The 22,352-nt window shown below is 60.1% G+C and carries 21 protein-coding genes; 13 read left to right on the top strand and 8 right to left on the bottom strand.

Annotated elements, in window-relative coordinates:
* Nucleotides 1-71: 71 nt before the first annotated feature.
* The 3 genes from istB to OVY48_RS18705 are packed head-to-tail and all read right to left on the bottom strand — an operon-like array spanning nt 72 to nt 3,374.
* Nucleotides 72-902, bottom strand: a complete 831-nt coding sequence (gene istB, locus OVY48_RS18695) for an IS21-like element helper ATPase IstB (protein ID WP_125946501.1) — start codon at nt 900-902, stop codon at nt 72-74.
* Complete coding sequence (istA, locus tag OVY48_RS18700; protein WP_313921745.1) at nt 899-2,398, bottom strand: IS21 family transposase; 1,500 nt, start codon at nt 2,396-2,398, stop codon at nt 899-901. The genes istB and istA overlap by 4 nt, the downstream gene beginning before the upstream one ends.
* 43 nt (nt 2,399-2,441) lie before the next feature.
* Nucleotides 2,442-3,374, bottom strand: a complete 933-nt coding sequence (locus tag OVY48_RS18705; protein ID WP_313923952.1) for a hypothetical protein — start codon at nt 3,372-3,374, stop codon at nt 2,442-2,444.
* Nucleotides 3,375-3,528: 154 nt separating this feature from the next.
* Here OVY48_RS18705 and OVY48_RS18710 point away from each other — a divergent pair, with 154 nt between their 5' ends.
* Complete coding sequence (locus OVY48_RS18710) at nt 3,529-4,290, top strand: hypothetical protein (RefSeq protein ID WP_313923953.1); 762 nt, start codon at nt 3,529-3,531, stop codon at nt 4,288-4,290.
* 188 nt (nt 4,291-4,478) lie between these two features.
* On the opposite strand, the gene OVY48_RS18715 is transcribed toward OVY48_RS18710, so the two are convergent.
* Together OVY48_RS18715 and OVY48_RS18720 are read right to left on the bottom strand one after the other, a co-directional pair.
* On the bottom strand, nt 4,479-5,423 hold the full coding sequence (locus tag OVY48_RS18715) for an RES domain-containing protein (protein WP_313923954.1): 945 nt from the start codon (nt 5,421-5,423) through the stop codon (nt 4,479-4,481).
* A 128-nt stretch (nt 5,424-5,551) separates the two neighbouring features.
* Complete coding sequence (locus OVY48_RS18720; protein WP_313923955.1) at nt 5,552-5,731, bottom strand: hypothetical protein; 180 nt, start codon at nt 5,729-5,731, stop codon at nt 5,552-5,554.
* On the opposite strand from OVY48_RS18720, the gene OVY48_RS18725 reads away from it, so the two are divergent.
* Complete coding sequence (locus OVY48_RS18725; protein ID WP_313923956.1) at nt 5,730-6,350, top strand: hypothetical protein; 621 nt, start codon at nt 5,730-5,732, stop codon at nt 6,348-6,350. The two genes, OVY48_RS18720 and OVY48_RS18725, sit on opposite strands and share 2 nt — an antisense overlap.
* Nucleotides 6,351-6,395: 45 nt before the next feature.
* Here the strand turns inward: OVY48_RS18725 and OVY48_RS18730 are convergent, their stop codons facing one another.
* Both OVY48_RS18730 and OVY48_RS18735 read right to left on the bottom strand, forming a co-directional pair.
* Nucleotides 6,396-7,109, bottom strand: coding sequence for a DUF6602 domain-containing protein (locus OVY48_RS18730; RefSeq protein WP_313923957.1), 714 nt, complete (start codon nt 7,107-7,109; stop codon nt 6,396-6,398).
* Nucleotides 7,106-7,867 carry a hypothetical protein gene (locus tag OVY48_RS18735; RefSeq protein WP_313923958.1) on the bottom strand — a complete coding sequence of 254 codons (762 nt, stop codon included), beginning with the start codon at nt 7,865-7,867 and terminating at the stop codon, nt 7,106-7,108. Before OVY48_RS18735 ends, OVY48_RS18730 begins: the two co-directional genes overlap by 4 nt.
* Nucleotides 7,868-8,268: 401 nt before the next feature.
* Here OVY48_RS18735 and OVY48_RS18740 point away from each other — a divergent pair, with 401 nt between their 5' ends.
* The 3 genes from OVY48_RS18740 (at nt 8,269) to OVY48_RS18750 (ending at nt 13,031) form a co-directional block, all read left to right on the top strand.
* On the top strand, nt 8,269-10,449 hold the full coding sequence (locus OVY48_RS18740) for a P-loop NTPase fold protein (RefSeq protein ID WP_313923959.1): 2,181 nt from the start codon (nt 8,269-8,271) through the stop codon (nt 10,447-10,449).
* Nucleotides 10,450-10,512: 63 nt separating this feature from the next.
* A complete protein-coding gene (locus OVY48_RS18745; RefSeq protein WP_313923960.1) occupies nt 10,513-12,435 on the top strand; it encodes a DUF4209 domain-containing protein in 1,923 nt (640 codons plus the stop codon).
* 260 nt (nt 12,436-12,695) lie between these two features.
* Entirely contained in the window at nt 12,696-13,031 is a 336-nt protein-coding gene (locus tag OVY48_RS18750; protein ID WP_313923961.1) for a TfoX/Sxy family protein, read from the top strand.
* Between the two features lie 288 nt (nt 13,032-13,319).
* On the opposite strand, the gene OVY48_RS18755 is transcribed toward OVY48_RS18750, so the two are convergent.
* Nucleotides 13,320-14,222, bottom strand: a complete 903-nt coding sequence (locus OVY48_RS18755; protein WP_313923962.1) for an AraC family transcriptional regulator — start codon at nt 14,220-14,222, stop codon at nt 13,320-13,322.
* 167 nt (nt 14,223-14,389) lie between these two features.
* On the opposite strand from OVY48_RS18755, the gene OVY48_RS18760 reads away from it, so the two are divergent.
* From OVY48_RS18760 to OVY48_RS18795, 8 genes are all read left to right on the top strand, one after another.
* Nucleotides 14,390-15,457, top strand: a complete 1,068-nt coding sequence (locus tag OVY48_RS18760) for a phosphotransferase family protein (RefSeq protein ID WP_313923963.1) — start codon at nt 14,390-14,392, stop codon at nt 15,455-15,457.
* Between the two features lie 38 nt (nt 15,458-15,495).
* Nucleotides 15,496-16,803 carry an acyl-CoA dehydrogenase family protein gene (locus OVY48_RS18765; protein WP_313923964.1) on the top strand — a complete coding sequence of 436 codons (1,308 nt, stop codon included), beginning with the start codon at nt 15,496-15,498 and terminating at the stop codon, nt 16,801-16,803.
* A 12-nt stretch (nt 16,804-16,815) separates the two neighbouring features.
* Nucleotides 16,816-17,604 (top strand): SDR family oxidoreductase, encoded by a 789-nt coding sequence (locus OVY48_RS18770; RefSeq protein ID WP_313923965.1) that lies wholly within the window; start codon nt 16,816-16,818, stop codon nt 17,602-17,604.
* A 51-nt stretch (nt 17,605-17,655) separates the two neighbouring features.
* Nucleotides 17,656-18,423 carry an SDR family oxidoreductase gene (locus tag OVY48_RS18775; protein WP_313923966.1) on the top strand — a complete coding sequence of 256 codons (768 nt, stop codon included), beginning with the start codon at nt 17,656-17,658 and terminating at the stop codon, nt 18,421-18,423.
* 34 nt (nt 18,424-18,457) lie between these two features.
* Entirely contained in the window at nt 18,458-19,714 is a 1,257-nt protein-coding gene (locus OVY48_RS18780) for an MFS transporter (protein ID WP_313923967.1), read from the top strand.
* Nucleotides 19,715-19,892: 178 nt separating this feature from the next.
* Entirely contained in the window at nt 19,893-20,558 is a 666-nt protein-coding gene (locus tag OVY48_RS18785) for a TetR/AcrR family transcriptional regulator (protein ID WP_313923968.1), read from the top strand.
* An 84-nt stretch (nt 20,559-20,642) separates the two neighbouring features.
* On the top strand, nt 20,643-21,464 hold the full coding sequence (locus OVY48_RS18790) for a TauD/TfdA family dioxygenase (protein WP_313923969.1): 822 nt from the start codon (nt 20,643-20,645) through the stop codon (nt 21,462-21,464).
* A 21-nt stretch (nt 21,465-21,485) separates the two neighbouring features.
* Nucleotides 21,486-22,346 (top strand): SDR family NAD(P)-dependent oxidoreductase, encoded by an 861-nt coding sequence (locus OVY48_RS18795; protein ID WP_313923970.1) that lies wholly within the window; start codon nt 21,486-21,488, stop codon nt 22,344-22,346.
* Nucleotides 22,347-22,352 lie beyond the last annotated feature (6 nt).

Raw genomic sequence — 22,352 nt, forward strand, 5'->3', positions numbered from 1 at the left:
GTGAATGTGGCGCGGATGATATGCAAAGGGCCCCGATCGGGGCCCTTTGCATATTGGCCGTTTTCGGCATTTCAGTCGGGCGTGGTGGCCTGGTTTTGGTCCGCCCCGGCGGTGCGGCGGCGGCGGGCAGACTGCTTGAGCCGGTAGCTGTCGCCATTCATGGCCAGGATGCTGACGTGGTGGGTAAGGCGATCAAGGAGCGCGCCAGTCAGCCGCTCAGAGCCCAGGACCTGGGTCCAGTCCTCGAAGGGTAGATTTGAGGTCACGATCGTGGAGCCGCGCTCGTAGCGCTGGGAGAAGGTTTCGAACAGCAGTTCGGCCCCCGTCGGCGAGAGCGGGACATAGCCCAGTTCATCGACAATCAGCAGTTTTACGGCGGCAAGTTCGCGCTGCATCCTCAGGAGCCGCTTTTCATCGCGGGCCTCCATCAACTGGTTCACCAGGGCGGCAGCGGTGGTGAACAGGACGCTGAAGCCCTTCTGGCAGGCGGCCAAGCCCAGGGCGAGCGCTACATGGGTTTTGCCTGTCCCGCTGTTGCCCAGCGCGATGATGTTTTCCCGCCGCAGGATATACTCGCAACGCGCCAGTTCGAGCACGAGCATCTTGTTGAGGCTGGGGATGGCCGTGAAGTCGAAGGTGTCCAGGCTCTTGACCGCCGGGAACCGGGCGGCGCGGATACGGCGCTCCACCGTGCGCCGCTCCCGGTCGATGAGTTCCAGCTCGATAAGGCGCAGAAGATAGCGGGTATGATCCACGCCATCGCGCGCACATTCCCGGGCCAGCTTCTCATACTCGCGCAGCACGGTGGGCAATTTGAGCTGCTTGAGATGATGCGCCAGCAGCACCTGCGGCGTGCCCGCCGTCGTGCCGATGGGCATCTTGTCATCCCCCGCCCGGCTCATGCAGCGATCCCCGGCAGCAGGCTGGCATAGTCGGCAGCGCGTGTGGTCTTGACCTCCATCCTGGGCAGGTGCGGATACGCTTCCAGGTCGAGCCGGGCGGGTCTACGCTCGATCCGCGCCAGTGCGATCTGCTTGACCGCATCGAAGCCGATAGCCCCGATGTGGATGGCCTCTTTCACCGCGAAGGTCACCACCTCCATCGGCATTGCCTCAAGCAGGCGCAGGACCTGAATGAACTCGCGCTTCCCCTTGTTGCCCATCCGCACCTCAAGGAGATGCCGCAGGTGCTGGAAGTCCTCCGGCAGGGTCCAGTCCTGAAGCGCGGCGGCCTGATCGAGCGCGCCTGGCTTGGTCTCGATCAGCGCTAGATAATGCAGCGGGTTTGCCACAAACATGGCCTCGCCATAACAGCGCGGATGACGGGCAATCTCCTCGCCCCCGCACAGGATGGCAACCCGGTCGACGAAGCCCTTCACTACAACGTCCTGGAAGCCATAGCAGGTCGGCACCGAGTAATCGTTGGTGCGGTAGCGCACGAGCGCGGTCGAGGAGACGCGTGCCCCCTTGGTCTCGCATGGTTCGAACGTGCCGGCGGGCAGCGGGCGCAAAGCCGCCAGATCTGCCGCCAGGCGCTCCCCGATCGTCTCGGTGTGGCGCCCGGCTCGCTCTTCCTGCCGGGCCCGGCACCGCCGTTCCAGCTCTGCGTTGAAGTCGTCATAGGTCGCCGCGCGCGGGATCGGCACCATGAAGTGCGAGCGCGCATACTTCACCAGCCCTTCGACCTTCCCCTTGTCGTTGCCCTTGCCTGGGCGGCCAAAGCGATCGGCAAACAGGTGGTGGCTGACCAGCCCCGTGAAGGCCTGGGTCCGCTCACGCTTGCCATCCCCGCAGATTTTGGCGACCGCGATCTTGGTATTGTCGTACAGGATCGAGAGCGGCACCCCGCCAAAGAAGGCGAACGCGCAAACATGTCCGTCCAGAAAGGCTTCCGTCGTCTCGGCAGGATAGGCCTTCACAAAACAGGCATCCGACTGCGGAAGGTCCATGCAGAAGAAATGCACCTTCTGCCGCACTCCACCGATCACGCCCACCGCTTCGCCAAAGTCCACCTGAGCGTGCCCTGGCGGATGCGCCAGCGGCACGAAGGTCTCGCGGCTGCGCACACGGCTCTGCCGCACGTAATCCTTCACCACCGTATAGCCACCGCCGTAGCCATGTTCATCGCGCAACCGCTCAAAAATCCGCTTGGCCGTATGCCGCTGCTTGACCGGCGCGACGTAATCCTCAGCCAGTATCCGGTCGATCACCGGCAGCAACAATCCTAGCTTCGGCTTGGCGACAGGCTTGGAGCGCGTGTAGCCAGGCGGCAGCGAGAAACGGCACATCTTCGCGATCGTCTCTCGGCTCAGGCCGAAAACCTTCGCTGCCTCCCGCTGGCTGTTCCCTTCAACAAACACAAAGCGGCGTACCGCTGCATAGCTCTCCACGGCAAACATCCCCGGCCGCTCCAAAAAGAGCAACCTTACCAATGGCTGGTTTTTACTCCGCCGCGCTCAGCAATTTGCCGGCGCTCCATTGGCCTGGTTTGTCACCGCCCTGCACAGACATTGGATCGATATGGCCAGTGAGCGCGGGACGAAAGCGTCGCAAGGTAGCTAATACCGCCGCGCCCAGAGAAGGCGCGGATTCGAGGATGTGGTGCGGTAGCACCAGGGCATATCCGCCGGCATCGAGCTGATTCTGGAGCGCCCGGAGCGCGGCAACACTTTTGCCTGCGCCGGATGCGCCGATAATAAAGGTCGCGGCGCGGTTGCTAGCAGCGAGTTGACGATCGAGCGCGCGTGCGACCCATTGGCACGCCGCCTCCGGCGGGACAAGTTCGTCGATGCTCTCACGCGATACTTCAGTGAGGAGTTCGGGCGATGCCCATTGCTGGTCGATGCCGAGCAGCGATGCGCGCAGCCACTGACCCGTCGCATTCGTGTCCAACACCCGCGCGATCCGTGCCCGCGACCAGATGTCGATCTCGATTTCCAAGCTGGCGCTCGCCTCCGCCACATCGCCAGCAAGCGGCACGTCGGGCTCTTCATTTGTCGTCAGGAATAAGGTGGCCTTGAGTCCAGGCTGGCGTGCACGCTGTTCCTGGACGACACGACTGGTCTTCTCGATATCGCCCTCGTGCCGCGCGGCCGCGCGCCTGGCACGCCCTGAAATGCCGCCCAGCCATTTCACCCGGAGATCGCGAGCGGCGGCGATTGTGTGATGAGTCATGACCATGTGCGGCGGATCGGCCCCACGAACGAAGCCGATATTATCGACGGGGGAAGCCTTGGTTTTCCCAGCGGCGTTAACACCCTGCTGGCCGAGACAGGCGCTTAGCGGCTCGTCGCAATGCAAAACCGCCAACGCCAGCTGCTCGAAAAGGCCTCCATCTGTGATGTTTGCCAGCGCCCTGATCGTCTCACTGCTCATGCTTCCCTTATGTGAGTGAAACGGAGCACACGCTACCTTGAAGCGCCTCGCGAATAGCTATCCTCGAAGCGACTTACGGGTCACCGCTTCCCTTTTCTGTTCTCTTTTTGTATCCTCGGCCTTCTACTGGTCCCTGGATCAAGGAGCACCGCTAATGGAAGAGCCAAACCTGTCCGCCATGCCGATCCAGCCGCCTCTTGAATATAGTAGCGCCAAGGCCGGGCGACACGCCGCCAAGGCACTAGCCGGCGCTATTCCGGTGGTCGGCTCTGCCGTTACCGAGCTTATTGACGGTCTTGTGCCGGATCCGGCGGGAAATGATCGCAAGCGTTGGGAAGGCGAGGTCACCGACAGCGTAAATGGTCTCGCCCGCTCGGTGCGTGATATCGCCCGCAACGACGGAAAGCGTGAGGTCACCTATTCCGGCGCTCAGGTTCATGTGGCGAAGTTCCTCACCGAGAACTGCCGCATTGGTATTCCCGACTATGTCGAGGTCGATGTGCTGGCTACCGCCGATCCATCTTACTCGCGCACGCAGATTGAAGACGCCATTGCCGATCTCGAAGCTGATGGACTGGTTCGCGACTTGGATGGAATAGGCGGCACCGGGCTGATTGAACTGAGCGATCATGCCTATGAAGCCCTCGACCCTGTCTTCATGGGCTGGGATCCCCGCGTCGATGCAAAGCTGCTTGCTGCCCATATCGTGTCGCGGCGAGAGGAATATTCCTTGTCGGCACCGGACATGGAGGCAGCGATGGGATGGCCGCGGCGGCGCTTCAATCCTGCCCTGCGTATAGTATCGCGCTTTATTAAATGTGTCGGAGATGAGTTGCAGCCCTCTTATGTCTATACTTGCGTAGCGCCTACGGCTGCGGAATTCTCACATTTGAGGCGTTTTGCGGCGGAGGACTGATGCTATTTGACAAATTTTTTGTACGACGGCGACTGACTTAGCCGACTTATCCCTGGTTTGACTCGACATCAGACAACACGGGCGCGCGCTTCCAGCATAGTTTCTGCATCACACGTTATTTCACATTGAGACGTCCGGCGCGATAACATCGGGCTATGCGCTGGACCATTTGCCGAATTGATGTTGGATCATGTTTGGTCCCCGCCGCTCGGCGCGGGATTTAACGGGTGCCACGGCGGATTGAGAAGCTGGATCGCGTTCAGGTCATCAATGGTATCGTCCCATCTGAGCGAACCCTCACGAGTAATGCCGCTGACGTGCCGGACTTTGGACAGTTCATAGTGTCCCATGGCAAGGTGGCGAGCATGAGCAGCACGCACCGACACGATGCCCCAATCGCGCCAGACCGCGTCGTGGCGCACTGCGAAATTGAGCGCGCCCGTCTGGCGTTGGCTCGGAAACACGACCGTGGCAAGCCCTGGCAGTTTGTCGAACACGGCCAGCGCAACCGAGGAGGACAGGGCATAGTCGTCATCGGTGTTGATGAGACACGAGAGCAGGAAGGCATCGACGATTAGCATCGACCGCGCAGCATCCTGCGGACACGCATTGATCATGTCGCTGATCGGTGCAGCGTCGGCGCCGGCGAGATATCCTCTCCCGGTGCGCTGGATTGTGGCCATCTCGCCGATTGGCGCGACGCGGGCAGCCCGATCGTGTCGGATTCGGAACTCGGTCAGGACAACCTCGCCCTCGTCGAGACGGATTTCACTGAGCGCCGTGTCGCGACGATCTGCGAGGTAGAGGATGGGAAAACCTGCGGGGTTTGCCCGTCCGAGCTTGGCCGGCTGGTCAGCTCGCCAGATCAATTCGCTAACGTCCGAGAGGACCTGTTTCGCTTCGATGGAACGTGCGCGGCGGTATCGCCATGCGCCACCCCAATCGTAGCAGGTGATTGGGTGTGAGGCGACGAAGGCGCTGATCGTCACCTGCCGGCTTTCACTGTCCGCTGTCGGGAATTGCCGAATGCGATCGATGACTTCGGTCAGCGGTAGCGGCGGGAATCGCTCGGTGATTGTCGGGGCTGCCATCGGGCCGGTATAGAGCAGGTGACCGCTGCTGTCCGTGTCCAAACCTGCCGTGCGCTATTCAACACGATATCCGCGACAGCGCTAATTTTCGGAGAATCGCATTTGAGCTACATCGACAGCCTTATCGAGAATGGCACAAATTTCCGCGTGGATCGGAAGGACGAGATGCCTCATTCCGGCTGGCCAGCGACAGCGAAGCCGACCTCTACGCCTTTCAGCCCGTCGTTTCCGATCTGTGCGCGCATTAAGGGGACGGCTACGACATCCATGTCGAGCACACGCTGAGCGATCATGGCGATGGCCTGGTCGATCTGGTGCTTGTGACACTTCATCAGGATTGACGGCATCATGGTGAAACCCAAGGAGGATCAACCGGAAAACCCGCTCTTCACGAATGGCGAGAATCATCAGATGAACGCCTGCGTGGGCAACAATGGCGGGCCGTATAATCTGTTCGACTATGGACGCGGCTTTTTCGAGGGCGGCCACGCCACCGTGAAATCGGCGCAGGACTATATTGGCCCCGTCGATCTGCTCGTCTATCCCGCCGCCTTCGCGTATCGCCATGGCATCGAACTCTATCTCAAGCATCTGGTCTTCGCTCTCAACACGATCCTCGAAACCGGAAGGAGCTTTGAGAAGAACCACAAGATGATCGATCTCTGGAAAGAGGTCGTCGACCTGCACGCGAAGATCGGCCGGAAGCTGATCGAGCCCGAGGCCATCGCCCGCGCGGGCGAGCTGATCGGCTATTTCGACGCCTTTGATCCGACCGGCCAGATGTTCCGCTATCCCGAGGACATTAAGGGCAACCGGCACTTGGCCGAGCACAAGCTCATCAACGTCGAAATTCTACGCGACGAGATGGCCGAGCTGCGCGAAATTCTCGAGCGCTGGGTTTATCAGGCGGCCGATCATCGCGACTGGCAGATCGATCAGATCAAGGTCCAAGGGGCGGAGCGAGCATGACGCCGATCGCGGTTGCGATCGAGATATCGCCCTAACAAGCTGCGTTCAGATCATGCGTGAATAGGCGCGCACATCGAGCATAGGCGCGGTCCCGATCGCCTGGAGCTGCGCGATCAGCTCCAGTAGGAAGCGCGTTGCAGCCTTGTCGATCGAGGTCACCTCGAAATCGTTGTCCCGGCGCGTAAACCAGCCGGCATTGGCGACGCAGCCAAGATCGATCACGCCTTCCGCCATATCCTGCCGGAGGTGGCCAACAAACGTGTGGCCGAGCGGCGGTGCCCACCCTGCGCCGAGGGTAAGGATGCCTGCCAGGATATGATGGAGCGGCTTGGGTCGCGAAGGCCCTTCGATCGTCTCGGCGGAGAGGCTGGTGCGATGTAGACGGCGCACCGACGCCGCCTTCTCACGCGCGTAGCGAATATGATCGGCGGTCAGTTCCTGCTTGGCTTCGAACACAGCATAGACGCTCTCCGCCGGGACGACGTCGGTGCCTTTGAAGCTGAACACGAATGGCGAATATTGGCGGTCGTGAATGATGACGTCGATCTGCTGGCTGAAGGCGCCTTTGCTGTCGACGACGAAGCCCTTCCGGCTTTCGTAGCGGCGAGGCAGATAGTTGTTGAGCACGTCGTTCCAGACCTGCTCGCTCGCATCTCCCTTTTCCGTTGGGTGCCCGAGTTCTCGGGCGGTCGCGAGTTCGCGTTCGATCTTGTCGTGGAAATCGGCGAAGAGAAGGGCGAGAGACCAGTCTGACGTCATTGAAACACGTTCTCCCAAGAGCTGCTCAGCGCCGAACGCGCGGCCACTGAAAGGGCTGCTTTCGCGTCGGCCGTTAAGGTCGCCGATACGGCATTGTTTGTATTCGAAGGATCGATGAGCCTGCGTGTCGCGATCGACTGATCGATGGCGCGAAAGGCGGTGACCACGTTGTCCTGCACGGCGCCGACCCGCGCGCCCTTCAAGGCGTTTATCACGAAGAGTTCGAGGTAGAAGGACGGCCAGTCCAGCCCGAAGCGATTGCGCCAGATCTTGATCAAGCGGATCTCGTTGATCCGGCCCGACCCGGAGACGACACGAATATGTTCGTTGATATTCGTCTGAAGCCAGCTGCTGGTCTTGTTGCTCCAAAGGCTATGATAGTTTCCGTACTGATCCTGCCGGCGCCCGGGGGTCACGTCGACCTTCCAACCGCCAACTGCGATGCCGATCGACACATTTTGACGCCGCGCTACATAGCCCGCTTGCGACAAGGCGTTGAAGAGGGTGTCGTAGATCGACTGGAGCGTGTCGCTGAGCGTCGACGTCAGGGAAATGAAAATGTCGATGTCAGTGCCGCCATGCACCGCCGTGCCTTTGGCAAAGGAACCGCTCGGGCGAATATCGACGATATACTGGGAGCCCCAGCGGCGGAGTACCGGGTCGATCATGGCTTGGACGCCGCGCACAGGCGAATAGAGGCCCGTGTCCACGGCGTGCCGCGCCAGCACCATCCGAATATGTTCATCAATCCCCACCATCACCGCAGAGTATAAGACTGAAGTTCGCTTGTCGCGTCGATAACCATCCGACGCGGCGAGTAACGTCGCCTAATGGAGAGCGTCCTAGCGGCAGCTTCTGTCAGGAGCAGACGTTCGAGGTGGCGGATCTGAACGGCCGGGGTTGGTCCGGAGCTGCCGAAAAAGCGCAACTTCCGCTCCTGATGATCAGAAATCCGGCGTTGAGCGGCCGAGATGGGTCGCAATCGGAGGGATCTGGGACAAATCTCTGTTCCGACTTCATGCTAAGTGGTGGCTTCTGCCATGAACCGCCATGCGAGATTGCCCCAGCATGCACGACAGCTCGACTATATATGCCACCTCCGGATAAGCTAGTACCCCGGATTATCTCTTGGGGTCAGATCATCTAGGACCGTCGGCTAATGGCTCAAATTCAGGGTGACCGCGCGCTTGCAGGCGATGGTGAGGACAAGCTTGGCTTCGGCCCGACGGCGGACCTGCTAGCCGAGGCTTTGGCCGTCGGCACCTCGTCCGAAGGTCTAGTGGTGGGCGTCACCGGCAGGTGGGGATCAGGCAAATCGAGCCTCATCAACCTAACGCAGGCGGCGCTCCGCCGCCGCGCGGATGACGATCGCCCCCACGTGATCGAGTTCAAGCCATGGCTGGTGGGCGAACGCGACGCCTTGCTTCAGGCGATGTTCGCGGAGCTTGTGGCAGGGATCGACCAGATCGAGCTGGAGGCCGGAGACGCGACTGGCGTCACGATCCGCAAGGCGCAGCGGGCGGCGACGGCCGTGCGCGAGTTCGCCGGCCTGCTCGGCGGCGCGGGCAAGGTCGTGAGGGCGGGCAGCGCGGGCGTCCCCGTCGTCGGCTGGCTGATCGGCATAGCGGAGGACTTCTTCCAGTTCGTCGGCAAGGACAGGCCTAAGTCGCTCGCTGCCTCGAAGAAAAAGGTGTGCAAGCGCCTTGGCAGGCTGAACAGGGCGCTCGTCGTCGTGATTGATGATGTGGATCGGCTTGAGCCGTCCGAGATCGTCGAGGTGCTGCGGCTGGTGCGTTCCGTCGCCGACTTCCCGAAAGTCACCTATGTCCTGTCCTACGATCAGGACATCGTGTCGCACGCGGTGGAGGTCGCCGCCCGGGTAGGCGATGGCGACGCCTACATAGAGAAGATCGTCCAGATCACCGTGCCGGTCCCGCATCCGGAAGCGTTCGACCTGCGGCGATGGTTCGAGCGCGAGCTGAAGGCCATGAAGCTCGCCGGCGGCGACGAGGTAGAGCGGCGCATCTTCGAAATCATCGACCGGGAGGGCGGTCAGTATCTCGTGACGCCGCGGGCGGTCGTCCGCACGCTGGATTCGATCCGGTTTCACTGGGCCGTACTCGAGGGAAGGGTCGATCTGACCGACTTCATATGGTTGCAGTTCGTGAAGGTCGGGAACCCGGCGTTATACGAGTGGATCACCATCTATCTCACCGAGATGTCGGCCCGCGCGTCGGGCAGGACAAACATTCCCGAGGAGCAGAGGGTTAGGGCCCGCCAGAGCTTGGACGACGCATTGGAGCGCGACGGCACGGCGTTCGGGGAGATCTGTGACCGGCTGGCGGATCACCTTCCCGGCATCGCTAGCTATCACCGCGATGCAGACGGCGGCATCTACGAGGAGGTGCACCAGATGGAGATGGATCGGGCAATCGGCGCGCGCCGCTTGTCCAGCCCCGATCACTACAGGCTGTACTTCGCCTTCGCGCAGCCAACCAACGCCCCACGGGCCAGCGACTTCACCGACCTTGCCACCGCGATCAGATCGTCGGCTAAAGAGGCTGGGGCCTTATTGCGACAGTGGCATGGTCAACGCCTGACGAGCGGCGTGACCCGTGCCGAGGTCATGCTGGACCGGCTGTCGGCCAAGGGACTGGCGGCCTCGACGGCGCCGGAGGCCGAGCATCTGCTCCTGGCCTACGCCAACGTGATGGACGAGCTGGCGGGAGGGAGCGTCAACGACTTCGGCGGTCCGGACGTCTGGCGGAGGGCGATGCGTTCGCTGCCTAGGCTGCTTGATGCGCTGGGCGACGCCCGCGAGGCCGGGATCAGGCGCATATTCGCCGAGGGCGAGGCCGTTTCATGGCTGACGTCGCTCTTCCGGCACGAGACGTTCGCGCACGGCCGACACGGCGATAGGCCGGATTCCGACCGTCTGCTGACGTCGGGCGAGCTCGATCTGGTGACCGAGGTGATGCTCGACCGATACAAGGGCATGTCATTCGAAGATATAAAGGCCCAGCTCCAGCCGCTGAGCATGCTCTTCGCCTGGCAGCAGGGCGGCGACGAAGACGGCCCGCGCAACCTTCTCGCGGCGGAGGTTGAGACGGACGAGGGGCTGGTCGCTACGCTGCAGCACCTCTGCGGCCGGGTCCGCACCGCGACGCCAACCGCTGAGCGCGAGATCGCGACGCTGAGCCGGTCGAATATCGCTTCGCTGGTCGACTACGAGTCGTCGCGCGAGCGCATTACCCAGCTGGCCGAGACCGCGCAGGACGCGGTGCTTCGAGAGAAGGCCCGCGTCCTGCTCGAGAGCTTCCGCGATGGCGATCGCTTCTAGTCTGCCTCCTCCAACCTGCCGGCGGCCAGCCTCGATCATTCGGAAGAAATTGAAAGGATTAAGATGAGCGACGACCTGATCGATTGTACCGATGATAATGGCGACGAACCGGTGATAGACGATGTCATCGGAGTACAGCCGCTTTACGATCGGGTCTCGCACGAGGACTTCGCAGCAGTCGACCTCGACACGCTCACGGCCGACCTCCGGCGGCTCGATCGCCATTCGTTGGTCGATCTCTTTTGGGGTAAAATCAAGGATGCCCAAGTTGCCGGCGACATAGTCGCCGAGCGCGTCTATCGCCTCGTCTCGTCCCTCATTGGCCTCCACCTACGCGTCGAGGCCGAGGGCGATCCGTTCGGCTTGCAGTGGCAGAGCGAGACACGCCGAACAGCCCTGCCGCATGATTTCAGCGGCGATCAGAGCGAGGTACTCGCCGATCTCGCACTCACTATCAGCCATCCGACCCTGCGCGCGCGCTTCGCGGATATCGCCTATGAGACCGGCGTTCGCCGGGCCGGGCGGACCGCGATCGAGGCCTATTGCGAGGTAGCGCGTCGCTTCGCCGATGGCAGTGCAGAACTGCAGTTTCCCGAAATGGGGACGCGCGCGATGGACTGCGTCAAGCCGCTCGAACGCTGCTTCATGATCAATGCGCGCATCGCCAAGCGGGGCACGCTCGTTGAGCCTTTGGCCGAGACCGTCGGTCTCGCTTTTGATCATGCTCTCAGTGAACGCGCCTACTTTCCGCTGACCCAGATCGGCCGGCGCGTGCTCCAGGCCAGGTTGATACCGGCCGACGAGGTAGCCGCCGCTGCTGCCGACCTTGCCGCCAGCGCGTTGCCTCAGGACTATTGCCTGGCAGTCAAGGAATGCTGGCAGCTCGCCGCCGATGCCTATGATCGCGCCGGTGACGCCGAGGCGAGTCGCGAGGCCTCGATCAAGGCGATCGAACAGACGCTCGCCATGGCGGACGAGGTCTCGCAGAGCTCGGCCAAGGCCCATTGGGTGAAGGAGGCGCTTCGCGAGTTCCGCGCCTTGGGCGGCGTACCCGAACGCGTCACCGACATGCGCCGGCGCCTGCGTGAATTACAGGACATGTCGCTCGACGAATTCGGCAGCTTCTCCGTGCCGCTCGACGGCATCGAAGAGCTGCGCGTGACGACCTTCGACAAGTTCAAGGCGCTCAACCTTTCGGATGCCATGCGTGCGATGGTAGGCTTTTCGATCCCTGATGATGTCGAGGAGCTGAAGGCCGCGGTGCTCAAGCAGGGTCGGGAGTTTCCGCTCTCGAACCTGTTCGGCGCGAGCTACGCCGACCATGAGGGGCGCGAAGTGGCGCGCGGGCCATCGCTCGATTCCCAGGGAGAACCGACCGAAGCCTGGTACAAGGAACATGGCATCCGCCATCTCGGCATCACCCGGCGCTACCGCGTCCAGGGCAATATCGAGCCCGCCCGGCAGGCAGTCCTCGAACGCTATTCCGTGAACGAGCAGCACCTGCTGCCGATCGTCCAGCTGAGCAGCTTCATTCCGGCCGGCCATCATCACATCTTCTCGATCGGCTTCGCGCGGCTCTGGCAGGGCGACTATGCGACCGCTACCCATCTGCTAATCCCGCAGGTCGAGAATTCGCTGCGGCATATCCTCCAGATGGCGGGGCGCGACGCGTCAAAGATTGAGGAGGATGGCATCGAGGGCGACAGGCCACTCAACATGCTACTCACCTTTTACCGCGCCGACCTCGAGGCTATTCTCGACAAAAACATCGTGTGGCAAATCGACAGTCTGCTCAATTTTCGCCCCGGACCGGCGCTACGCAACGAACTCGCCCACGGCAAGCTCACTTGGAATGAATTCTATACCGATGAGGCAATTACCGCTTGCTGGATGGTCTACATGCTGACCCTAGCGCCGATCCTTCGCTATTGGGACGGCCATGTCGCGCCCGCGCTCGAGGCCATGACATCAAGCGGGGAAATTTAGCGTACTGGCTGGCGCTCATTAACGACGAGGCGAGCTGCACCGCGCTTGGGCCGTCTTACTGAGCGCCCGCTTTGACCAGTGCCATCGTCAGCTCCCTTCGATACCGGGCATTTACAGGAGACGCGGTGAACGGCCGGCCTTGATCGACAGCTGCCGGAAAAGCGGAACGTCTGCTGCTACGGACCGAAAATTTGGATCAGAGCGTCTGAGATGGGTCGATTGACCCTCGACCTTTTCATCAGGACCGGTGATATCGCCTTATGGCGTCCGATCGTAAAACCGTTGAATTCCTTGTTGAGCAGATGGCAGGCGGCGGCACCGTTTCAGCCAAGGCGATGTTTGGCGAATTCGGCATTTATTGCGATGGAAAAATGGTCGCATTGCTCTGCGACGACCACCTATTCGTAAAGCCCACGGTCGGTGGGCGGGCATTCGCTGCGGGTGCGGAAGAAGCCCCTCCATATCCCGGCGCAAAGCCCTGTCTCCTGATCGACGCGGAAAAGTGGGATGACCGTGAGTGGCTTGCCGAGATCGTTCGTATCACTTCGCAGGAATTGCCTGCTCCCAAGGTCAGGACCAAGCGCAAATCCGGTTGATGCAACGTCTGGCAGAAGCCCGTGTTCGTTAAGCCAATGTCCGCCTTTGGAATGTGGAGATGGGATCGTTGGAAGTCCGGGGAGGGTGAGTTTTCCTTTCTGAGGCATCGTGCGAGCATCAACTGGCCGACCTTGAGCAATTCATAGGCGCGTGAATTCCGGTGCCCGTTCAACTCGCCGCCGACGTGATGCTTTGGGGTTGGAATCTGGCTATCGCGGACAATTGCTCCCTCAAGCATCTTATTTGCTCGGACGCGCTTGGCTCGTGAATGCCGAACATCAACGGCGTCATAGCGACGTGCCACCCCTACGCACCTCTAGTTCGTTCGAGCGCAACACGCGCTGCTGAAACTGTCGAGGCGTGATCCCGGCCCAGCGACGGAACGCGTATGCAAAGCTCGATGTCGAGGAAAAGCTGAGAGCCATTGCGACGGCCTTTACGCTGCCCTCGTTCCACAGAAGCTTCTTGGCAGCTTCCATGCGGTGATGCTGTACATAGTGCCCAAGCGTGCAGCCATGGCTCCTGAGGAAGCCACGGGTAAGCTGTCGAACGGAAATACTGCATAGCGCAGCGAGTTCAACGAGCGTCGGCGGAACTGCTAGGCTCTGAAGGCGCTCGTCGATGAGCCTCAGTCGCCAAGCAGCGAGGCCGCCGTTGACGTGATCGTCCTGTACGGACTCAACATAGCGGCATAGCTCGATCGTCAACTGGGTTGCTATGGAATCCACCAGAAGCTTCGAATCCCGGCTTGGGCCGCGAGCTTCTTCAGCCAACCGGCGCAGCAGCAACCTTACGGTGTGGCTGGAAACATTCATTGCTGCCCGAAGCCGCTGGTCGGTCCATTCCAGTTGAGCGCCCAGACGCTGTAAAGCGAGCTTGCCCTTTAGTTCGCAGCGAATCGATGATTGGATGCCGTCGCTGTCCCACCGGACAGAGAGAGGATGGCCAGGCGGCACCAGCACAATATCGCCGAGTTTCTCGAAGCGATTGCCGCCCCACTTGTCGACGAATGCACCACGCGCGTTAACCGGACGAGGCGTGACGGCAAGATCGAGAAGCGGATTACAGCAACTCCATACCGAGCTTCCATGGGGGACGACGGCAGCATGGACCAACCCGATCTCAACGGTTGATACGCGCAGGCCTAGATTAGTGCCTTCCCCTACGCCTGTCCATGCATTGGCCGTCATCGCATTTGCCACCCGCAATTGAATTGGCCCATCTTCTACACAAGGGCAGCAATTTGGCCAACTATCGACGTCGCGGCTAACTTGCGACGCGCAGGGGCATTGCGCAAGCGCGCTTCAGCGAACACAAAAGCTGCAACTCGAACATAAGAATTGACTGGAGGGTGCCGATGTCGACCCAGACTGCGTCCGGACAACTGGATGATTTCGATGGTCTCATTGAATGGGAAAAACTGAAAAATTGGCTATCTACTACAGAGGAACTGAAATCAGTATCGATCAATTCTGCCAGAAAAATGGCTGGTGGACTTCAGAACAATGTTTTTCTTTTAAAAACTGATAGACGAGACTTCGTTCTGCGCCGCCCAGGAAAGTATATCAAACCCAAGAGCAATGAAACCATCCTTCGGGAGGCACGGGTGCTGCGCGCTTTGAAAGGCAGCGCCGTGCCGCATCCTTCCGTGCTGGCGACATGCGACGATGAGTCGGTGATCGGCGCCTGTTTTTATCTGATGGAGCCGCTGGAAGGCTTTGCCAAATCTGGCGATCTGCCAGGTAATTTTGCAACGGACGCCAGCTGGCGGCGTGCAATGGGCGAAGAGCTTGTCCGTGCGGCTGCGGCGCTGGCGGACGTCGATCATGTCCGCGTCGGTCTGGCCGACCTTGGAAAACCGGATAACTGGCACGAGCGACAGGTCGCACGTTGGCGCTCCCAGTTGGAAGGCTATGCTGCAACGCCTGGCTATGATCCAAGGGAACTGCCGCACACCGACACAGTAGGACGCTGGCTGACCGACAATCTTCCCAGCGATCGGCGAATCGGTCTTGTCCACGGCGACCTGCAATTTCCCAACGTTATGTTCTCGCTCAAGGCTCCAAAAATATCAGGCGTGCTTGACTGGGAGCTTGTGTCACTGGGCGATCCATTGCTCGACCTCGGCTGGATATTGTCCAGCTGGCACGAAGAGGGTGACCCGGAAGGCAAGTCGCCCATGGTCAAACCTTGGGACGGTTTCCTGACGCGAAGGGAACTCGTCGAGCAATATTGCCAGTTAAGTGGTCGCGACGCGGCGCAGATTCCATGGTTCTTTGCCTTGGCCTGCTACAAGCTCGCCTGCCTCCTAGAAGGGACATATGCCGCATCCAAGGCCGGAAAGGTTCCGACCAAGGTCGGCGATTCCGTACACGCCTATGCGACTTGGCTGATGAACAAGGCCCAACAGATCGTCGCCGCCTGAAGGCGCGCAATCACAATTAACAAGATGGGATTTTAAGCATGGATTTTTCGGTGGATGCGCAGTTCCAGCAGAAGCTGGACTGGATGAACAGCTTCGTTCGCGACGAGGTAGAGGCCATGGATCTTCTATTCCCGCAGGGGAGCGAGCAATTCAACGTGAAGAACAGGAAAGCTCGGACCCTGGCGAAAAAGCTGCAGGCCACGGTCAAGCAGCAGGGGCTTTGGGCATGTCACCTGACGCCGGAACTTGGCGGCAAGGGCTACGGACAGGTCAAGCTGGCATTGATGAATGAAATTCTCGGCCGGACATCGTGGGGACCGGTAATATTTGGGTGCGCTGCACCGGACACAGGCAATGCCGAGATCCTCGCTATGTTCGGCACGGCCGAACAGAAGGCCCGCTATCTCCAGCCCCTGCTCGATGGCGACATTTTTTCCACCTATGCGATGACCGAACCTCAAGCCGGCGCCGATCCCAAGGAGTTTACCTGTAGCGCACGGCGCAACGGCGACGAATGGGTGATAGAGGGCGAGAAATGGTACGCCTCGAATTTCAAGAATTCGAGCTTCGTCATCGCGATGGTGGTGACCAACCCGGAAAACCCGCCCCACCAGCGCATGTCGATGTTCCTCATTCCTTCGGACACGCCGGGGATCGTCGATGTCAGAGACGTCGCTGGCATGAACGATAGGGTAGACAATGGTCATCACGCCTATCTGCGGTTCGATCGCGTCCGTGTACCGCTCGATGCGATGCTGGGCGCACCCGGCGAAGGCTTCAAGCTCGCCCAGGCCCGCCTTGGCGGAGGCCGCATCCACCATGCCATGCGCGTTGTCGGCCAGTGCCAGCGCGCGCTCGACATGATGCTGGAGCGGGCTGTCTCTCGCCGCACGCAAGGTCGATCGCTGGGCGATCATCAATTTGTGAAGGGGATGATTGCGGACAGCGCCATGGAACTGGAGATGTACAGGCTGCTCGTGCTGAAGGCCGCCTGGACCATCGATACGCAACCCCATGGCGCGGCGCGCATCAATATCGCGATGAGCAAGGTCGCAATGGCCCGCGTCTATCACGACATCGTCCGCCGTGCGGTCCATCTGCATGGCGCGCTTGGCACTACACATGAAACGCCACTGGCCAAGATGTGGATGGGCATTCCGATGCTGTCGGTGGCCGATGGTCCGACGGAAGTCCACCAGGTCCAGATCGCGAACATGCTGCTGAAGGATGCAGTACCCGTCGATAGCCTGTTCCCCAGCGAACATATTCCAACGAGGACCGCCGATGTCGAGGCTCGCTATCTGTCCGAGCTTGAAGAAATCGAGCGCGAACTTGCGATAGCGTGATTGGATCGACAAATGCGTAGCCTGTTTGACCTAACCGACAAGGTTGTCCTCGCAACGGGTGGAATGAGCGGCATCGGCCTGGCCTTTCTGCAAGGATGTGCGAGGCAGAATGCCTCTGTCGCGATACTGGACCGCGATACGCGCCAAGCTCGAAATGTCACGAACAAGCTAAATGCTCTGGGCGCGCCGGTCGTGCATATTGAAACGGTCGATGTTTCGGATGACGACAGCGTTGATCGGGCGTTCGCATCTACGATCGGCGCCATGGGGAAGATCGATTGTGTCTTTGCCAATGCAGGTGTCAGTCATCGCGCAAAGTCCTTCGATGAGATCACAAGTCAGGACTATCATGCGCTGCTGGACGTCAACCTGCATGGCGCCTTTTACACCCTGCGCGCGGCAGTGCGCCATATGAAGGCGCGTGCGGAGGAAGGCGACCCTGGAGGATCGCTCGTCGCTTGCGGCAGTCTGTCGATCTTCCAGGGGCTCCAGGGCATGGAGCACTATGCGGCAGCCAAGGGTGCCTTGCTGGCTATGATCAGGGGACTGGCAGTAGAGATGGGGCCTTATGGGGTCAGGGCGAATATGCTGGTACCCGGCTTCATCCTGACCGGGCTTACTGGCAGCAGCCCGGAGACTGAAAAGCTGATCGAGCACTTTTCCCGGATAACTCCGCTCGGTCGTCCGGGTGACCTGTCAGATATTGAAGGGCCGGCGGCCTATCTCGCGTCCGACGCCTCCAAATTTCAGACAGGCGGTACGCTGATCATCGATGGCGGCAGACTTGTCCGAAATGGCTGACCCCGTGCTGGGCAACCAATTGATGATATCCTTTTGGATTTGAGGTGCTTCATGTCGGTTTCGATTGATTTGAGTGGACGGGTGGCTGTCGTGACTGGCGGAAGCCGCGGTCTCGGCCGGGCGATCGTATTGGGGCTAGCGAGGGCCGGTGCCACGGTTGCCATCGCCAGCCGCAAGATCGGAAGCTGCGAGGCTCTGGCCGAAGAGGTAGCAGCGGCAGGCGGCAGAGCTTCCGCCCATGGCTTCGATGCGGGCGTTTGGGACGATTGCGACCGCCTGTTCCAAGAGGTCAACGACCGTTGGGATGGCGCACAGATACTTATCAATAATGTAGGCAAATCGCCAGTCGAACCCTCTTCGCGAGAAACCAGTCAGGCGGCATTCGATCATATCCTTGCGGTCAACCTGCGCTCCGCCTTTCGCCTTTCATCGCTGTTTGGCGCGCGGATGGTCGATCGCGATGGCGGCGCTATCATCAACATAAGTTCAACCGGATCGATCAAGCCGGAACCTTATTTCGCGCCCTATGCTGCCGCGAAGGCCGGCTTGAACGTGCTGACCGAGTGCTTTGCCAAGGAATTTGCGCCAAAAGTCAGGGTCAACACAATCATGCCGGGTCCTTTCCACACCGATGGGACCAGAAGCTGGTCGCGATCGGACGGATTTTCAGAACATGCGCGCAAACACCAGCCGCTTGGGCGAGGCGGCGAGCCCGACGAGATTGTCGGCGCGGTTCTGTTCCTCGCCAGCGATCTGGCTTCCTATGTCACTGGCACCCGCGTGGCGGTCGATGGCGGACACAGCATTTCCAGAGGATGATCAATCCCCATAACCGCAAATTGAGGAACCAATTGTGAAAGATCGGGTCGTCGTAGCCAGCGAATGGAAGGCCAACTGGACTTTTGTACTGGCGGCGTCCTTCGGTTTTTCCTTTTTCTCGATCATGCTGGCCGCCACCGGCATTTTCATGGAGCCGCTGGCCGCCGAATTCGGTTGGAAACGAACGGTGCTCTCGGTCGGTCCGTCGATCGCGACAACCATAACGGCCATCCTGTCGCCCTTTTTTGGGGCATTGATAGACCGACATGGCTCTCGGCGTCTGGTGCTGCCGGGCCTGCTGCTCACCATGAGCTCGATTGCGTCATTCAGCCTTGCCACCGGCTCTACAACACAGTGGATCATCCTTTGGGTAATATTTGGGCTGGTCGCTGTGAGCATCAAATCGACCGCCTGGACTGCGGCAATTCTCGGCAGGTTCCGGGAATCGCGCGGCCTTGCGCTGGGTCTCACCCTCGCGGGAACAGCGGTTGCTCAAGCAATCGTTCCGCCGTTGGCGAATTGGCTGATCGCCAATAACGGCTGGCGTGGTGCTTATATTCTCTTGGCGCTCGGGTGGGGCGGTATCACCTTCCTGATGTGCCTACGCTTTTTCTTCGACGCGCATGATCGCCGATCAATGTCGCCAAGCCAGGATACACCATCCCCTGCAAGCCTTGACGTAAAATTAGGTCTTTCAACCCCCGCCGCCCTCGCAGACTCTGCACTGTGGCGAGTGGCCATCTCCAACTTCGTGGTGATGGCGTTGACAATGGGCCTAACCATCCATTTGTTTCCCATTCTGACCGAGGCTGGCGTTTCCCGTACGAAGGCAGCCTGGCTTTTGAGCCTCGCGGGCATCGCCGGTATCATTGGCAAACTGGCAACAGGTGCGCTGCTCGACCGCCTCCGCCCCAACTGGATTGGCGGGATCACGCTTGGTGTGGCTTCGCTTGCGTTTCTGCTTCTGGACTACGGTCCTCGGTCGCCAGTGCTCATTGTGTTCGCCATGCTTGTTAATGGCTATGCGGCTGGGACGAAGACCCAGATTACCGGATTCCTCACCGCAACTTACGGTGGCATGCGTAACTTCGGCAAGATTTACGGCGTGATGGCAGCTCTGATGGCGCTAGCATCGGGCGTAGGGCCTCTGCTGGCGGGATATATCTATGACATATCCGGCGGATATTCTCCTTTCCTCCTGATTGGAGCCCTAGGATGTGCAGCTGGCGGGCTCCTGATGATTAGCCTTCCTGTGTATCCCTCATGGGATAACCGCACCGCGACAGCCTGAGCTGAACCAGAGTTTAGTGGTGTTTTGGAGTGCTTGCGACGGCTAGCCGTTCAGTTGGCTGCAGTGCGTCATTGCACTCTGCGTTTGCGCAAAATACCAAAAGCGCAATATTTGCGTCTACTGTAAAGCCGCGCAGTGCCTCTATAGCGACGTTAAATCTGGGATCGGAATATTTTGCTTGGCCAAGCGCGTTTCAGAGGAAGCCACTGTAAAGGCGACACCGCAAAAGCGACGCTTCGGCACGGATAAATCGGCTACGCGCACCCAGTTGCTTGACGCGGCGCTAGCGCTGATGGTGGAGGAAGGATATGCTGCCGTCAGTGGTCGAAAAGTGGCCGCGCGTGCGGGATTGAATGCCTCGCTCATCCACTATTATTTCCCTACGTCCGACGACCTGCTGGTGGCTGCCTACAGGCGCGGTGCCGAACAGAGCCTCGAACGCCATCAGGCGGCGGCACAGTCGGATGACCCGCTGCGTGCGTTATGGACGCTTAGCATCGACCCCAGTCGCACCGCCCTCGCCATGGAGTTTATGGCGCTGGCAAATCATCGGAAAGTCATAGGCGAAGAAATTGCGCGCTATGCCGAACATATCCGCGCCGTCCAGATCGCAGCGATTGAACGCTATCTGGCGAACAGCCCCATTCACCTTGGACCATGCACCGCCGGCGCAGCCACCGTCTGGCTGGCCGCTATGGCGCGATTGCTGGTGATGGAGGAAGGGGTCGGCATCCTGTCGGGCCATGACGATGCACGCCAGTTGATGGACTGGCTTCTCACAAGATTAAGCCACCGCCCCGACGATGAATCTCGTGGCGACTCGGAGCAGACGGTGATTTCTTGACCGATACCATCATGCAAAGCTAAGCACGTGCTTAGCGCAGCATACGAGTGGCGGCTCGACGGCTGCCCGGACGGGAGAGAAGAGATGCCGATGCCAGAACAAGCCGGCTTTGAGGTCAGAAATCTGGCGCCGCGTATCGGCAGTGAAATCGTGACGGACGTGGAGACGCTGGTGAGAGGCACGTGCTCGGCGCAAATCCGGGCATTGCTAGAGGAGCGCGGCGTCGTGGCCATTCGCGGCCTCAACCTGACCGACGACCAGCAGATAGCCTTTACCAAGACAATCGGCACGATCGTCGAGGAAAAGGCCTTCAAGATCACGATGGACCCTAAGGAAAATCCCGTAGCCGAATATATCAAGGGTGCGTTCTACTGGCATATTGATGGGACAATGGGCAACGTCCCGATCTTCGCTTCGCTGATGAGCAGCCGCAAATTGTCGGACACTGGGGGCCAGACCGAGTTTTCCAACACCTATGCGGCATATGATGATTTGCCCGAAGCAGAGAAAGTGGCGCTGGAAAAGCTCAAAGTCGTCCATATGTTCGAAGTTGCGCAGCGCTATGTGCAGCCCGAACCAAGTTATGAACTGTTGAAAACGTGGCAGACATTCCAGCCCAACATACTGCCGCTGGTATGGACCCATCGGTCGGGACGTAAGTCGCTGGTGCTGGGTTCCACGGCATCACACGTCGAGGGCATGGATCTTCGGGAAGGCTGGGCATTACTGACCCGACTGCGCGATTATGCGACCCAGCCTCAATTTGTTTACCGGCATGAATGGACGCTCGGCGACCTCGTGATCTGGGACAATACAGGGACCATGCACCGTGCGTTGGCTTATGCGATGGACAGCGGGCGCATGATGCATCGCACGACCCTGGCCGGTGAAGAATCCTTCACCTGACATGAAGGGGAGGAGAGTGTGATGACAGCCAGTCCGGTAGCTGTAGTGACCGGTGCCAGCCGCGGCGCAGGGCGCGGCATTGCGATCGCCTTGGGCAGTCACGGATGCACCGTTTACGTAACCGGTCGGTCCGAGAAAGCAGGCGATCATCCGCTGCCCGGCACGATCTGGGAGACAGCAGATGCGGTGACGCAGGCGGGCGGCAAGGGCATTGCCGTTCGCGTCGATCATGCCGATGACTCGCAAGTGGAATCGCTGTTCGCCCAGGTTTTGCAAGCCGAAGGCCGTCTCGATATCCTCGTCAACAATGCGTGCGCTTTGCATGACGATCTGACCGCCCCCGGCAATTTCTGGGAAAAGCCGCTCGGCCTTGTCGAAATGCTCAATGTCGGCTTGCGCAGTGCCTATGTCGCCAGTTTCCATGCCGCCCCCCTGATGGTGGCCCAGCGGCACGGCCTCATCATGTTCACGTCCGCATCGGGTGCTGTCCATTATTCCTTTGGCCCGGCCTATGGCGCGCACAAGGCGGGACTGGACAAGTTCGCGGCGGACATGGCCGTTGATCTTCGGCCATTCAACGTCGCCGCCCTTTCGATATGGATGGGTGCGCTGCTGACGGATCGCTTGCGCATGGTCATCGCCTCCGATCCGATCAAATATAAGGATCTGGAAGCGGCGACCGAAACGCCCGAATTCACCGGACATGCGATCTGGGCATTATATTCCGATCCCGGCCTGATGGATATCAGCGGCCAGGCGGTGATCGGGGCCGAGATGGCCCCGAAATATGGCTTTGCTGATCAGGGTGGTCGACAGCCACGTTCCTGCCGCGACACGCATCAGGTTGCACCACGCCAGCAATATCCGCTCATCTTGCGGTAGCGAAGA

The sequence above is a fragment of the Sphingobium sp. SA2 genome (genome assembly GCF_032227065.1).
Classification (GTDB): domain Bacteria; phylum Pseudomonadota; class Alphaproteobacteria; order Sphingomonadales; family Sphingomonadaceae; genus Sphingobium.

Excerpts from the sequence above, each read along its gene's own strand:
- istB (WP_125946501.1), bottom strand. The coding sequence starts at position 902 with ATGAGCCGGGCGGGGGATGACAAGATGCCCATCGGCACGACGGCGGGC.
- istA (WP_313921745.1), bottom strand. The coding sequence starts at position 2,398 with ATGTTTGCCGTGGAGAGCTATGCAGCGGTACGCCGCTTTGTGTTTGTT.
- OVY48_RS18705 (WP_313923952.1), bottom strand. The coding sequence starts at position 3,374 with ATGAGCAGTGAGACGATCAGGGCGCTGGCAAACATCACAGATGGAGGC.
- OVY48_RS18710 (WP_313923953.1), top strand. The coding sequence starts at position 3,529 with ATGGAAGAGCCAAACCTGTCCGCCATGCCGATCCAGCCGCCTCTTGAA.
- OVY48_RS18725 (WP_313923956.1), top strand. The coding sequence starts at position 5,730 with ATGGTGAAACCCAAGGAGGATCAACCGGAAAACCCGCTCTTCACGAAT.
- OVY48_RS18720 (WP_313923955.1), bottom strand. The coding sequence starts at position 5,731 with ATGATGCCGTCAATCCTGATGAAGTGTCACAAGCACCAGATCGACCAG.
- OVY48_RS18730 (WP_313923957.1), bottom strand. The coding sequence starts at position 7,109 with ATGACGTCAGACTGGTCTCTCGCCCTTCTCTTCGCCGATTTCCACGAC.
- OVY48_RS18735 (WP_313923958.1), bottom strand. The coding sequence starts at position 7,867 with ATGGTGGGGATTGATGAACATATTCGGATGGTGCTGGCGCGGCACGCC.
- OVY48_RS18740 (WP_313923959.1), top strand. The coding sequence starts at position 8,269 with ATGGCTCAAATTCAGGGTGACCGCGCGCTTGCAGGCGATGGTGAGGAC.
- OVY48_RS18745 (WP_313923960.1), top strand. The coding sequence starts at position 10,513 with ATGAGCGACGACCTGATCGATTGTACCGATGATAATGGCGACGAACCG.
- OVY48_RS18750 (WP_313923961.1), top strand. The coding sequence starts at position 12,696 with ATGGCGTCCGATCGTAAAACCGTTGAATTCCTTGTTGAGCAGATGGCA.
- OVY48_RS18755 (WP_313923962.1), bottom strand. The coding sequence starts at position 14,222 with ATGACGGCCAATGCATGGACAGGCGTAGGGGAAGGCACTAATCTAGGC.
- OVY48_RS18760 (WP_313923963.1), top strand. The coding sequence starts at position 14,390 with ATGTCGACCCAGACTGCGTCCGGACAACTGGATGATTTCGATGGTCTC.
- OVY48_RS18765 (WP_313923964.1), top strand. The coding sequence starts at position 15,496 with ATGGATTTTTCGGTGGATGCGCAGTTCCAGCAGAAGCTGGACTGGATG.
- OVY48_RS18770 (WP_313923965.1), top strand. The coding sequence starts at position 16,816 with ATGCGTAGCCTGTTTGACCTAACCGACAAGGTTGTCCTCGCAACGGGT.
- OVY48_RS18775 (WP_313923966.1), top strand. The coding sequence starts at position 17,656 with ATGTCGGTTTCGATTGATTTGAGTGGACGGGTGGCTGTCGTGACTGGC.
- OVY48_RS18790 (WP_313923969.1), top strand. The coding sequence starts at position 20,643 with ATGCCGATGCCAGAACAAGCCGGCTTTGAGGTCAGAAATCTGGCGCCG.
- OVY48_RS18795 (WP_313923970.1), top strand. The coding sequence starts at position 21,486 with ATGACAGCCAGTCCGGTAGCTGTAGTGACCGGTGCCAGCCGCGGCGCA.